Origin of the sequence: Pseudomonas sp. Mn2068, assembly GCF_049319725.1 — a bacterium.
GTDB lineage: Bacteria > Pseudomonadota > Gammaproteobacteria > Pseudomonadales > Pseudomonadaceae > Aquipseudomonas > Aquipseudomonas gingeri.
Window position 1 is genome coordinate 162,588 of sequence record NZ_JBMOUG010000002.1, and the last position, 12,784, is coordinate 175,371.

The following is a 12,784-nucleotide window of genomic DNA, read 5'->3' on the forward strand; positions in this document are numbered from 1 at the left end:
CATGTTGACCGACTACATCGGCAGTGTCCTGAGCGCCGGCTGGATCACCTTCCAGCTGGCCCTGGTGTCGCTGGCCCTGGCGGTGGTGCTGGGCCTGGCCGGGGCGCTGTGCAAGCGTTCGGAGCACCGCCTGCTACGGGTGCTGGCGGAGATCTACACCACCCTGGTGCGGGGGATTCCCGACCTGGTGCTCATGCTGTTGATGTTCTACAGCCTGCCGGCCCTGCTCAACCAATGGATCGGTGCGGCGGGCGGCAGGTACTCCGTGGATCCGAGCCCGTTCCTGTCCGGCTCGCTGACCCTGGGGGTGATTTTCGGCGCCTACATGACCGAGACCTTTCGTGGGGCGCTGGAAGGGATTCCCCACGGGCAGTTGGAGGCGGCCCAGGCCTATGGCCTGGGGCGGGTGAAGACCCTGCGCAGCATCATCCTGCCGCAGATGGTGCGTCTGGCCTTGCCCGGTTTCACCAATAACTGGCTGGTGCTGGTCAAGGCCACGGCGCTGGTGTCGCTGATCGGCCTGCAGGACATCATGTTCCGGGCCAAGGGAGCCGCCGAGGCCACCGGCAAACCCTTCACTTTCTATCTGCTGGCGGGGGGCTTCTACCTGTTGATCGCGGTGCTGTCGCTGATCCTCGTCGGCTGGCTGGGCAAACGTTACTCGCAGGGTGTTCGGGAGTTGGCGCGATGAATTGGGATGTGATCTACGACAACCTGGACCTCTACGCCCAGGGCCTGCAACTGACCTTGCTGCTGACCGTGGTCGCGCTGGGAGTCAGCTTCTTCCTCGCCCTGGGACTGGCGGTGGCCCGCAATGCGGCCAACCCGCTGCTGCGCCACGGCGTGGCGGCCTACACCCTGGTGTTTCGCGGGACGCCGCTGCTGATCCAGTTGTTCCTGATCTACTACGGCCTGGCCCAGTTCGACCTGCTGCGTGGCAGTGTGCTGTGGACCTGGCTGTCCAACCCGCTGTTCTGCGTGTTGCTGGCCTTTATCCTCAACACCACGGCCTACACCACGGAAATCTTCGCCGGCGGGCTGCGTCATCTGCCGCCCGGCGAGGTCGAGGCGGCGCGGGCCTACGGCATGACGCCCTGGACGCTGCTGCGGCGAATCATGTTGCCGGCGATGCTGACCCGGACCCTGTCGCTGTACGGCAACGAGACCATCATGATGCTGCATGCGACCTCCCTGGCCAGCACGGTGACCCTGATGGAAATCACCGGCGTGGCACGCAACATCACCCTCAATCACTACATCCAGTTCGAACCCTATGTCACTGCGGGAGGACTGTACCTGGTCCTGACGATGGTGCTGGTGCTGGCTTTCCGTTTCGCGCAACAGCGCTGGGCGAGCTATCTGCAGCCACGTCGGGGCTGATCCGTCGATCCCCGCATTTTTGTCCAAATCATCAGGAGGCATCTGCCATGACTACCCGCGACAAGCGTCAATTCGATCTTCTGGGCGTTCCCTTCGACGGCGAGTCCACACTCGGCTGGCCGGGCTCGCGCTTCGCCCCGGCACGGGTGCGGGAAAGCGCCAAGTGGATCAACATGCGCATCCAGGATGGTAAGGTCTACTGCCTGGAGACCGACAGTTTCATGGAGGTCGGCGAACACCTGCTGGTGGATCGCGGCGACGTCGCGGTAGTGCCCCATGACACCCAGAAAACCTTTCTGGCTACCAGCGAGGCGGTCCGCCAATCGATCCAGGCCGGCCGGGTGCCGGTGGTCATCGGCGGTGACGACAGCCTGCTGTTTCCCGTGGCCCAGGGGGTCTGCCAGGCCCTGGAGGGGCGCATCGGCGTGATTCATTTCGATGCCCACCTGGACCTGATGGACGACAGCGTCAAGCAGGGGCGCTTCAGCCAGTCGAGTGGTATGCGACGGGCGCTGGAACTGGAGCAGATCCAGGCGGCGGACTGTATCCAGGTCTGCGAACGGCACTTCAACTTCCCGGCCTCGGGCCGCTTCAAGCATGACAACGACCTGATCCATCTCAGCGCGCGCGAAGTGCTGCGGCTCGGCCCGCAAGCCACGGTCGAGCGTATTCTCGAGCGGGTCAAGGGCGCCGACCACCTGTTCCTGTCGTTCGATATCGATGCCATCGACCCGGCCTTTGCGCCGGGCGCCGGAGCCCACGAACCGGGTGGCATCAGTTCGGCCGAAGCGCTGGAGATGGTCGAGCTGCTCGCCCCGCACTGTGCGGCGATGGCCATTACCGAGGTCAACCCGACCACCGACGTGGGCGACATGACGTCGACCCTGGCGGCGTACCTGGCATTCTCCTTCGCGGTGTACGGCAGCCAGGCCCGGCGCTGACTTCCATGGGGGCCCGGGGACGGTAACGGAGGCCTTGTGTTTCCACGCCGTCTTGCAAGATGGCCGGACGCCGGTCGGCGGGTGATCAGTCAGGAAGCCGTTGCCGGTTTTTTCGGGCGTCGGCTCCGGGCTGTCCTGGCTGTCGTCGCCTTGCGTTTCTTCTTCCAGGGCGCTGCCCCTTTTCCGGCCATCCCGGCGGGCATGGTGATCTGCAGTTTCAGCTCGACGCATCGCCCCACCTGCTTGCTCATCCATGCCGCCTGCTTGGCGACAAATTCTTCCAGGCTCATCTCGCCGCTCTGCACCATGTCCAGCGCCTGTTCCCAGATTGCCGTGGTGCCTGGGTCGGCAATCGCCCGGGGCACCGCGTCGATCAGGCTGAAGGCCGCCGGGGTCGCTGACAGGCTTTTGCCGTGCTTGACCAGGTACTGTCGATCCAGCAAGCCCTGGATGATGCCGGCGCGGGTGGCTTCGGTGCCGATGCCGGTGGTGTCCTTGAGCTTCTGCTTGAGGCGCGGGTCTTCCACATACCGGGCGACGTTTTTCATTGCCTTGATCAGGTCGCCTTCGGTAAAGGGTTTCGGTGGCTGGGTCCACAGGTCCTTGAGTTCGACCCGGTTGACCACGCATTCGCTGCCTTCACGCAATGCCGGCAGGGCCTGTGGCTCCGGGGCCTCGCGTCCCTTGGCAGGCGCCAGGGCCTCGGGCAGCGCCCGTTTCCAGCCGGGCTCGACAATCCGTTTGCCCACCGCTCGCAACGCCTGTGCCGCGCAATCGAAATCGGCCTGGGTCCGGTCGTATTCGTGGTTGGGCAGGAACTGCGCCAGGTAACGGGCACGAATCAGGCTATAGACCGCCCGTGGCTTGCCTTGCAACCGGTCGAGGCCGGCCCCGCTGCCTGTCGGGATAATGCCGTGGTGGGCGGTGACCTTGGCATCGTTCCAGGCCCGTGAGCGTCGTGTCGGATCGAGATACGGCGCCAGTTTTTCCAGGCTCGGATCGGCCCGTTCGAGTGCCGCCAGGACCCGTCCGGCATCAGCGTGCTGGCTCAGTGGTAGAAAACCGCAATCGCTGCGCGGGTAGGTAATGACCTTGTGGGTTTCGTACAGCGCCTGCGCGATATCCAGGGTTTCCTGGGCGCCCAGCCCGAGCCTTTTCGAACACACTTCCTGCAGGGTGCCGAGATCGAAGGGCAGGGGGGCCGGCTCGCGAATCCGTTCGGTCCTGAGCTTGACCACCGTGGCGCTGGAGGCTGCGCCCATGGCGCTTGCCGCCTGTTGCGCCAGGGCCTGGTTGAGGCAGCGGTCCTGCTCGTCGCAGGCATCCTGGGGCGCACGCCACTGGGCGACAAAGGGCTGGCCGTCATGCAGCAGGTGCACATCGATGGCCCAGTAGGGCACCGGTACGAAGTCGGCGATGCTGCGGTCACGGTCCACCACCAGGCGCAAGGTCGGCGTCTGCACCCGGCCCACCGGCAGCACGCCCTGATAGCCGGACTGGCGCCCGAGCAGGGTGAACAGGCGGCTCATGTTCATCCCGATCAGCCAGTCGGCCCGCGAGCGGCCCAGGGCCGAGTGATAGAGCGTGAAGGTTTCGCCACCCGGCTTGAGGGCCGCCAGCGCCTTGCGGATCGAGGCATCGTCCAGCGCCGACAACCACAGGCGCTGGATCGGCCCGCGATAGCGGCAATGTTCCACCAGCTCCCTGGCGATCATTTCGCCTTCGCGGTCGGCGTCGGTGGCGATCACCAGTTCCCGGGCCTCGCCCAGCAGGCGCTTGACCGCCTTGTACTGGCTGGCGGTCTTGGGCTTGACCTGCATCTTCCATTTTTCCGGAACGATAGGCAGGTCGGCCAGCACCCAGCGTTTGTAGCGGGCATCGTAGGCATCCGGCGGGGCGGTTTCCAGCAGGTGGCCGATGCACCAGGTGACGGTGGCATTCGGGCCCACCCAGCAGCCGTCGCCACGGCGCGTGGCACCGAGCACGGCGGCAATGTCTTTGGCCTGGGAGGGCTTCTCGCAGAGGAACAACCGCATAACCACCTTGTTTCATTCAGGGCCTGGCAAGGGCTACAGAATGCGCAGAGTTGACGCATCGGGCAATCTTTATCTGTATGAATATACAGCTGAAGATTACCGCCTGGCCAGGGCGGTGGCGGCCTGCCTGGCGCAGGCGGCGCTAATCATCGATAAGAGTGATCAGTAAGATGGAAAATAAATCGCTAATATTCAGGTTGTTTGCCCTCTAGATTAGTCCCACGCCACCTGAATCGATGGGCCAGGCAAGCAATGGAACACCTTTTTTCACCCGAGGCCCCGCCATGATTACCTTCAAGCAACTGGAAGCCATCTACTGGATCGTCGAACTGGGCAGTTTCGAATCGGCCTCGCTGAAGCTGAACATGTCCCAGTCGGCGATTTCCAAGCGTGTCCAGGAACTGGAGGACGCCTTTGACGTGCCGATTTTCGACCGCTCCAGGCGCAGCGCGCGCTTGACGGAGAAGGGCACCGAACTCTTCGAACACGCGGCCGAAATGCTCCGCCAGCGCGATTACCTGCTGGAGCGCATCAGTTCGCGGGAGGTGCTGGTCCGGCGTTTTCGCCTCGGTGTGACCGAACTGACGGCCCTGACCTGGTTGCCAGCCCTGGTGGAGCAGATTCGCGAAGCCTACCCCAAGGTCCTGCTGGAACCTTCGGTCGAGCTGAGTTCGGAGTTGTTCAAGAAACTGGAGAACGACCAGCTCGACCTGATCATCGTGCCCGATGTCTTCGACGACGCGCGTTTCATCGCCACGCCGCTCAAGAGCGTGGAAAACGCCTGGATGTGCGCGCCGGACCTGTATCGCGAATCCGCGCCGATGGACCTCCAGGCGTTGTCCGGGTACACCGTGCTGACCCAGGGCGGCAGTTCGGGGACCGGCCTGGTCTACGAGCGCTGGCTGGCCCAGCACGATGTGCGCCTCAACCGCACGCTGATCAGCAACTACCTGGTGGCCCAGATCGGCCTGACCATCTCCGGCGTGGGCATCAGCTACCTGCCCCGGCAGTGTCTCGCGCCGATGATTGCCCGAGGGCGCCTGCGGGTGATCGAGACTTATCCGGAGTTGCCGCAGATCCGCTATGCCGCCGTGCATCGGGCGGACCGCCTGCAGGGCCTGAGCGTCGAAGTGGCACGCCTGGCGCACCAGTGCTGTGACTTCGGCCACCTGCTGTTGCAGGCGTGAGCCGGCTGGACCCTTCCCGTCGCGTTTTCAGGCGACGGATCCGGCAGCGCGTTCTTTCACTGCCAGCGCCTGTACCAGGAAATCGATGAACGCCCGGGTCTTCTGCGGCACCCGGCGCGCCGAGGCGTATACGGCATTGATGCTGATCGGCGGTGCCTGCCACTCGCACAGCACCGGCACCAGGCGCCCCGCGGCCAGGGCGTCTTCGACGATGAAGTCAGGCAACAGGGCGATGCCCATGCCGGCTTCGGCGGCCTGGGCCAGCAGGTCGCCGTTGTTCGCGTGCAGCGGGCCGGTGACCGTGACCCGCTGGGTGTCCTTGCCATTGCTCAGTTGCAGGCTGACGCCACTTTGCAGGTAGCCATAGTTCAGGCACTGGTGGGCGCTCAGCTCACGGGGCGTGGCGGGAGTGCCGGCCCGTTCCAGGTAGCCGGGGGAGGCGACCATGATGCGCGGGGCCGGGGCCAGCAGCTTGGCGACCATGGACGAGTCCGGCAGGCTGGCGATACGGATGGTCACGTCGAAGCCACCCTTGACCGGGTCCACCTGCTGGTCGCTGAGCACCAATTGCAGTTCCACGTTCGGATGCAACTGGTGAAACACCGGAATCAGGGGCCCCAGCCGGCGCAGCCCGAAAGACATCGGCGCGTTGACCCGCAACACCCCGCGCAACTCGCCGATGCCGTCACGGGCACGCTGCTCGGCTTCATCCAGCGAGGCCAGCAGTTCGCGGGCCGCTTCGAAGTACTCGGCACCGGCTTCGGTCAGGTGCAGGCTGCGGGTGGTGCGCAGCAGCAGTTGCACGCCAATGGCTTCTTCCAGGGCCTGGATCTGCTTGCTGACTTTCGAGCGTGGTACGTCCATTGCCCGTGCCGCCGCCGCGAAGCCATTTGCCCCGACCGTGGCGACAAACGCCCGCATGCATTCGATGCGATCCATGATTGTCCCTTTAATAGAATCAATGATTCTCGATTTTAGGGAATTGTCCCGATTTTATCCAGGCCCTAAAGTTCGTTCCAAGCCGGCAGCACATACCTCCAAGCGGAGCACGCGCCGAGCTGACAGATTACCCGGACCCTCTCAGCCAAAAGGAACTCGTCATGTCCATTCGTGAACTGCTCAACCCGACCAACTCCGCCCTGATCCTCATCGACCACCAGCCGCAGATGTCCTTCGGTGTGCAGTCGATCGACCGCCAGACCCTGAAGAACAACACCGTGGGCCTGGCCAAGTCGGCGAAGATCTTCAACGTGCCGACGCTCCTGACTTCGGTCGAAACCGAAAGTTTCAGCGGTTACATCTGGCCTGAACTGCTGTCGCTGTTCCCCGACCAGCAGCCCATCGAACGCACTTCGATGAACTCCTGGGAAGACAGGAAATTCGTCGAGGCGGTCAAGGCCACCGGGCGCAAGAAGCTGATCATGGCCGCGCTGTGGACCGAGGTCTGCCTGAACTTCCCGGCCCTCGAGGCACTGGCCGAAGGCTACGAGGTGTATATCGTCACCGACGCCTCGGGCGGCACCACCAAGGAAGCCCACGATATGTCCGTGCAACGGATGATCCAGGCCGGCGCGGTGCCGGTGACCTGGCAGCAGGTATTGCTCGAGTTCCAGCGCGATTGGGCGCACAAGGAAACCTACGACGCGGTCATGGACCTGGTACGCGAACACAGCGGCGCCTATGGCATGGGCGTGGATTACGCCTACACCATGGTGCACAAGGCCCCGCAGCGTCAGGTCAAGTAAGGGAGCGGGGCGGGTGTGCCGGGCACATCCGCCCCTCGGGCTTTGTACAGGCAGGTGGAATCACTCATGAATATCGAATTGTCCGACGGCGTGGTCACATTGCTGGTGCGGCACCGCATCAGGCAGGGCGGGGACCAGGCGTACGAAGCCTGGCTGCGCCAGATCATCGCCAAGGCACGCAGTTATCCCGGGCACCTGGGCATCGACGTGATGCGCGGGCACAGCGGCGGACTGGCGCAGTTCACCAGTGTGCTGCGGTTTGCCAGCACCGAGCAGTTGCAGGTCTGGCTGGATTCCGATGACCGTCGCGAACTGGTCGACCAGGCCCGCTCGCTGCTGGCCGACGGCGACCAGACGGAAATCAACGAAGACCGTGAGTTCTGGTTCACGCCGGCGCAAGCGGACATGCCGGCACCGCCACCGCGCTGGAAGCAGGCCTGCGTGACCTTCCTGGTGATCCTGCCGCTGACGTTCCTGGTGCCACAGGTATGGAAGCCGGTGTTCGGGCTGTTGCCCTGGCTGGGCGGTTACGTGCAGGCCAATGTACTGATCACCCTGAGCATCGTCCTGCTGGTGGTCTATGTCTTCATGCCGCGGGTGACGCGTCTGTTCAGCCGTTGGCTGCAACCGCGGTAAGTGAGCTGATCCAAGGGCCGGGCGGTAGAAAACGCATAAAAAAACCCGACAGCCTGTGTCGGGTTTTTCGTGGGGAAGCGGAGTGTTACTTGCGGCCACCCAGTGCGCCGCCGGCCGCGCCACCCAGGCCCGCGCCAATCGCCGCGCCGGTGCTGCCGCCGAGCTTGTTGCCCAGCAGCGAACCGCCTGCCGCGCCCAGGCCGCCACCGAGGGCCGCCTTGGTCTTCTTGCCTTTCTTGGCCGCCACGGCACCGCCGGCCGCGCCGCCCAGGCCTGCACCAATGGCCGCGCCGGTGCTGCCGCCCATCTGCTGACCGACCACGTTGCCCAGGACGCCACCCAAACCACCGCCGACCGCCGCCTGGGTACCGCCGGCAGCCATTGCGCCTTGGGCAAACAGGGCGCTGAGCGCCAGGACGGTAAGTGCTTTACGCATGTTGCGAACCTCGAAATAAATGGAGCGCCAATTGTCGCCGGGCGCGGGCGGCGACGCAAACGCTGTCGAGGGGCTGCGCCGGTTTATATTTTTTCTCGCCCATGGAACTTTCCTGTTTCGGAAAAGCGGCAACGTCACCGAATAAACCCCATGGCCGGGTTGTTATCTGTACATAGGCCGCTCATCGGATGCTCTATTTCCAGAATTATTGTGTGGCTTTATCTCTGAATGCTCCTTGGCCGTTTCCCACGGCCTTTTTTATTTATTCCCCTCATCAGGGGTGAACTGCTTTGGTGCAATTGAAGTGTCGAGGCGGTTGAATGAACCAAAACAGTGCCGGCATTGTCTTTGAGTTGCCGGATATCCAGAAAAAACCTGTGGTTATTGAAGGGGTTAGGATGAATTTTATGTGAATTCATTCGCCAAATATCTTGTTACAAGTTTCGCTGATCAGTTAATATGGCGTCGCGTTCACCTACCACGGTTTATGCATTTTTAAGCCCCAAGCGTCCATCAGCCGCTTGGGCTTTTTTTTTGCCCGGAATTTGTTCACCGAGTTGTCGAACAGTCTCTTGCGGACTCTGCCGGGGCCGGTGCCGCCTATCGATGTCGAATAAAACCCTTCCCTGAAAACACCGACGTTATCAATCCCGGACGCCGCTCTTTGCCCAGGTGGTCGAAGGCGTGCGCGGTGTGGGCATTTTTGCCCCACGGTGTTTCCCGATGACTCGCTGGCGCCTGGTGTCCCGCCGGTGCCAGCCGCCTGTGTTTCCAGTGAAAACCGCTCTGGCTCCACCCTCTCGCCCCTTTTGCCGATAGCTGGCATCAAAAATGCTTTTTAGTATCCATGGATAATTGGATACAAAAATTCAGAAGGTGCTTTCCATGGGATTCATACCGGCTTACAGCGAGCGTCAACCGATGACCGCGGAGGAGGAGGCCTACAACTTTCTTCTCGGTGCCATCTGCAGCGGGCGCTACCGCATGGGCGACCGGCTGATCGCCGACGACATCGCTGGTGAAATCGGCATGAGCCGCATGCCGGTGCGCGAAGCCTTTCGTCGCCTGGCGGCCGAGGGCCTGGTGAATCTGCGGCCCAATCGCGGGGCGGTGGTCAGCGGCCTGAATATCGAGGAAATGCACGAAGTCTTCGAAATGCGCAGCGTCCTCGAAGGGCTGGCGATCCGTGTCGCGGTGCCGAAGATCACCGAGCGACACCTGACGCACCTCGAACGCCTGCTCGACGACATGGACGCCGACCGCGAGGACAGCGCCGTCTGGGTCGGTCGCCACCGGGCTTTCCACGAGTACCTGTGCAGCCTCAGTGAGCGCCCGCGGTTGATGCGCCAGATATCCGCGCTCTATTCGGTGATCGAGCCGCACATGCGCCTGTGGTTGCAGCAACTCGACCAGCCGCTGAGCGCCCGCGAAGACCATGCGCAGATCCTCGACGCCATCCGCTCGCGGGATGCCGATCATGCCGAGCGGGTCCTGCGCGAGCATATCGAAGGAACCATTCCCGAACTGACCCAGTTCCTGGCGTCGGGGAAATAGAAGCGGGCAGCCAGCCCGCCTTGCCGTTGTTGTGACGTTCAGCACTGCCCAGTTACTTAACCGAACCGGAGTCTCGTCATGAATCAGCCCGTTGTCCGCATCTGCCTTTCCTTCCGTGTTGCAGGAGCTTCGTCATGCGCTCTGTGAAACTGCTCGCGGCGCTGTGTGCCGTTGCTGTCCTGCCGCTGGCCCAGGCCGCCGACAAGGTGGTGAAGATGTACAACTGGTCCGACTATATCGGCCCGGACACCCTGAAGAATTTCGAGCAGGACAGCGGCATCAAGGTCCAGTACGACATCTTCGACACCAACGAAATGCTCGAGGCCAAGCTGCTGTCCGGGCATTCGGGCTATGACCTGGTGGTGCCGTCCAGCCAGTTCCTCTCCAAGCAGATCCGTGCCGGCGCCTATCAGCCGTTGCAGCGTTCCCTGCTCGGTAACTGGAACCACCTCGACCCACGACTGATGAAGCGCCTGGAGGCCGCCGATCCGGGCAATCGCTATGCGGTGCCGTACATGTGGGGCACGGTCGGCATCGGCTACAACGAGGAAAAAGTGCGCGCGGTGCTGGGCAAGGACGTGGTGCTGGATTCCTGGTCGATGGTCTTCGATCCGAAGAACCTGGAGAAGCTGAAAAGCTGTGGCGTGGCCTTCCTCGATGCGCCGGTGAAGATCATTCCGCAGGCCTTGCTCTACCTCGGGCTGGATCCCAACAGCCTGAAACCCGAGGACTACAAGAAAGCCTCGGCCCTGCTGATGAGCCTGCGGCCGTCGGTCACCTATTTCAATTCGTCGAAATACACCGCCGACCTGGCCAACGGCGATATCTGCGTGGCCATCGGTTACTCGGGGGATGTGGCGCAGGCGCGCAGTCGGGCCCATGAAGCCGGGAAGAACGTCGATATCCGCTACCTGATTCCGAAAGAGGGCGTGAACCTGTGGTTCGACATGCTCGCCATTCCCAAGGACGCCGGAAACGCCGCCGGGGCCAACCAGTTGATCGACTACCTGCTGCGTCCGGAAGTGATCGCCCCGGTCAGCAACTATGTCGGTTATGCCAACCCGAACAAGGACGCCACGGCGCTGATGGACCCGAAGGTCAGCGGCGACCCGGGCATCTATCCTGGCGATGACGTCATCAACCATGCCTTTGTATCGGCCGATCTGCCGGAGAAGATCCAGCGGGTGATCACCCGTGAATGGAGTCGCATCAAGTCCGGTCAATAAACCTGTGAAGGCCCGTTCCGAGAGCGTTTGACATGCTGAAATTTTCTGCCCACGAGTACCCTTATCCTTCCCGCCGCCAGAGCGTGTTCGCCCGTCGCGGCATGGTCGCCGCCTCGCAACCGCTGGCCGCCCAGGCCGGCATCGCGATCATGCAGCGGGGCGGCAACGCCATCGATGCCGCCATCGCCACGGCGGCGGCGTTGACGGTGGTCGAGCCGACCGGTTGCGGCCTCGGCGGCGATGCCTTTGCGCTGGTCTGGAGCCAGGGCCGGTTGCATGGCCTGAACGGCAACGGCCAGGCTCCGGCAGCCCTGAGCATCGAGGCGGTGCGGGGCGCCGGTCATGGGCAGATGCCGCTGTATGGCTGGACTCCGGTGACCGTGCCGGGTTGTCCTTCGGCCTGGGCCGAACTGTCGCGGCGCTTCGGCAAGCTGCCGTTCGCCGAACTGCTGCAACCGGCGATCGATCTGGCACGGGAGGGCTTCCCGCTGTCGCCGGTGGTTGCCCATCAGTGGCAGATCGCGCTGGATGAGTTCGCCCCGCATCGGGACGCCGTCCTGGAGCCCTGGTTCGAGACCTTCCTGATCGACGGGCGGGCGCCCTGCGCCGGAGAAATCTTCCGCAATCCGGCCCAGGCCGCGACGCTCGAAGAACTGGCCGCCACGGCCTGCGAAAGCCTCTATCGCGGGGCACTGGCACAGCGCCTGGATGCCCACTCCCGTGCCACCGGTGGCTATCTGCGGGCCACTGACCTGGAGAGCTATCGTGCCCAGTGGGTCGAGCCGATCCATATCAATTACCGCGGTTACGACGTCTGGGAAATCCCGCCGAGCGGACAGGGCCTGGTCGCCCTGATGGCGTTGAAGATCCTCGAAGGTTTCGACTTCGACCATCGCGACAGCCAGCAGACCTGGCATCGCCAGCTGGAGGCGATGAAGCTGGCTTACAGCGACGGCCTGCACTACGTCACCGACCCCCTGCATATGCGGGTGGCCGTGGCCGACCTGCTCAGCGACGACTACAGTCGCCGGCGTCGCGGGCAGATCGGTGAACAGGCGCAGCCGCCCAGGCCGGGCGACCCCCATGCCAGCGGCACGGTATACCTGGCGACCGCCGACGCCGAAGGCAACATGGTGTCGTTTATCCAGAGCAACTACCACGGCTTCGGTTCCGGCGTGGTCCTGCCCGACAGCGGCATCACCTTGCAGAATCGCGGGCAGGAATTCAGCCTCGACCCCACGCATGCGAATTGCCTGGCGCCGGGCAAGAAAACCTTCCACACCATCATCCCGGGCTTTCTCAGCCAGGGGCGCGAACCGCTGGGACCGTTTGGCGTAATGGGTGGCTATATGCAGCCCCAGGGGCATGTGCAGATGGTGATGAACCTGGTGGATTTCGGCCTCAATCCGCAGTCCGCCCTCGACGCGCCGCGCTGGCAATGGTTGGGGGACATGAAGGTGGGGATCGAGCAGGGCGCTTCCCAGGACCTCGCCAGGAGCCTGGCGCGACGCGGGCATCAGGTGGAAATCGCCTGCGACCTGACCGACTACGGTCGTGGCCAGATCATCCTGCGCGATCCGGTCAGCGGTGTGCTGTGTGGCGGCACCGAGCCCCGGGCGGACTCGCATATCGCGGTGTGGTGA

Annotated in this window: 13 protein-coding genes; 10 read left to right on the plus strand and 3 right to left on the minus strand. The window is 63.5% G+C overall.

Annotated features, from left to right (window positions below; translation table 11 throughout):
- Position 1 precedes the first annotated feature (1 nt).
- Genes ACL9RJ_RS05390 through ACL9RJ_RS05400 form a run of 3 tightly spaced genes read left to right on the plus strand, consistent with a single transcriptional unit; the run spans position 2 to position 2,321 of the window.
- The gene (locus ACL9RJ_RS05390) at positions 2–691 is read left to right on the plus strand and encodes an ABC transporter permease (protein WP_017124652.1); all 690 of its coding nucleotides are present in this window, start codon (positions 2–4) and stop codon (positions 689–691) included.
- A complete protein-coding gene (locus ACL9RJ_RS05395) occupies positions 688–1,380 on the plus strand; it encodes an ABC transporter permease (RefSeq protein WP_017124651.1) in 693 nt (230 codons plus the stop codon). Before ACL9RJ_RS05390 ends, ACL9RJ_RS05395 begins: the two co-directional genes overlap by 4 nt.
- A 47-nt stretch (positions 1,381–1,427) precedes the next feature.
- Positions 1,428–2,321, plus strand: coding sequence for an arginase family protein (locus ACL9RJ_RS05400; RefSeq protein WP_017124650.1), 894 nt, complete (start codon positions 1,428–1,430; stop codon positions 2,319–2,321).
- A gap of 89 nt (positions 2,322–2,410) precedes the next feature.
- Here the strand turns inward: ACL9RJ_RS05400 and ACL9RJ_RS05405 are convergent, their stop codons facing one another.
- Positions 2,411–4,357: a DNA topoisomerase III gene (locus ACL9RJ_RS05405; protein WP_422764987.1), complete on the minus strand. Its 1,947-nt coding sequence runs from the start codon at positions 4,355–4,357 to the stop codon at positions 2,411–2,413.
- Between the two features lie 40 nt (positions 4,358–4,397).
- Here ACL9RJ_RS05405 and ACL9RJ_RS05410 point away from each other — a divergent pair, with 40 nt between their 5' ends.
- Positions 4,398–4,526: a hypothetical protein gene (locus tag ACL9RJ_RS05410; RefSeq protein WP_256261858.1), complete on the plus strand. Its 129-nt coding sequence runs from the start codon at positions 4,398–4,400 to the stop codon at positions 4,524–4,526.
- A 115-nt stretch (positions 4,527–4,641) separates the two neighbouring features.
- A complete protein-coding gene (locus ACL9RJ_RS05415) occupies positions 4,642–5,544 on the plus strand; it encodes a LysR family transcriptional regulator (RefSeq protein ID WP_177087519.1) in 903 nt (300 codons plus the stop codon).
- A gap of 27 nt (positions 5,545–5,571) precedes the next feature.
- On the opposite strand, the gene ACL9RJ_RS05420 is transcribed toward ACL9RJ_RS05415, so the two are convergent.
- On the minus strand, positions 5,572–6,483 hold the full coding sequence (locus tag ACL9RJ_RS05420) for a LysR substrate-binding domain-containing protein (protein ID WP_422764988.1): 912 nt from the start codon (positions 6,481–6,483) through the stop codon (positions 5,572–5,574).
- Between the two features lie 161 nt (positions 6,484–6,644).
- Here ACL9RJ_RS05420 and ACL9RJ_RS05425 point away from each other — a divergent pair, with 161 nt between their 5' ends.
- Both ACL9RJ_RS05425 and ACL9RJ_RS05430 read left to right on the plus strand, forming a co-directional pair.
- On the plus strand, positions 6,645–7,289 hold the full coding sequence (locus ACL9RJ_RS05425) for a hydrolase (protein ID WP_177087523.1): 645 nt from the start codon (positions 6,645–6,647) through the stop codon (positions 7,287–7,289).
- 66 nt (positions 7,290–7,355) lie between these two features.
- Complete coding sequence (locus ACL9RJ_RS05430; RefSeq protein WP_422764989.1) at positions 7,356–7,925, plus strand: antibiotic biosynthesis monooxygenase; 570 nt, start codon at positions 7,356–7,358, stop codon at positions 7,923–7,925.
- A gap of 85 nt (positions 7,926–8,010) precedes the next feature.
- Here ACL9RJ_RS05430 and ACL9RJ_RS05435 read toward each other — a convergent pair whose 3' ends face one another.
- Positions 8,011–8,361, minus strand: coding sequence for a hypothetical protein (locus ACL9RJ_RS05435; RefSeq protein ID WP_017124644.1), 351 nt, complete (start codon positions 8,359–8,361; stop codon positions 8,011–8,013).
- Positions 8,362–9,246: 885 nt separating this feature from the next.
- Here ACL9RJ_RS05435 and ACL9RJ_RS05440 point away from each other — a divergent pair.
- The 3 genes from ACL9RJ_RS05440 (at position 9,247) to ACL9RJ_RS05450 (ending at position 12,784) form a co-directional block, all read left to right on the plus strand.
- Positions 9,247–9,915, plus strand: coding sequence for a GntR family transcriptional regulator (locus tag ACL9RJ_RS05440; protein ID WP_177087527.1), 669 nt, complete (start codon positions 9,247–9,249; stop codon positions 9,913–9,915).
- A 134-nt stretch (positions 9,916–10,049) separates the two neighbouring features.
- The gene (locus ACL9RJ_RS05445) at positions 10,050–11,141 is read left to right on the plus strand and encodes a polyamine ABC transporter substrate-binding protein (RefSeq protein ID WP_177109666.1); all 1,092 of its coding nucleotides are present in this window, start codon (positions 10,050–10,052) and stop codon (positions 11,139–11,141) included.
- Between the two features lie 32 nt (positions 11,142–11,173).
- Positions 11,174–12,784, plus strand: coding sequence for a gamma-glutamyltransferase family protein (locus ACL9RJ_RS05450; protein WP_422764990.1), 1,611 nt, complete (start codon positions 11,174–11,176; stop codon positions 12,782–12,784).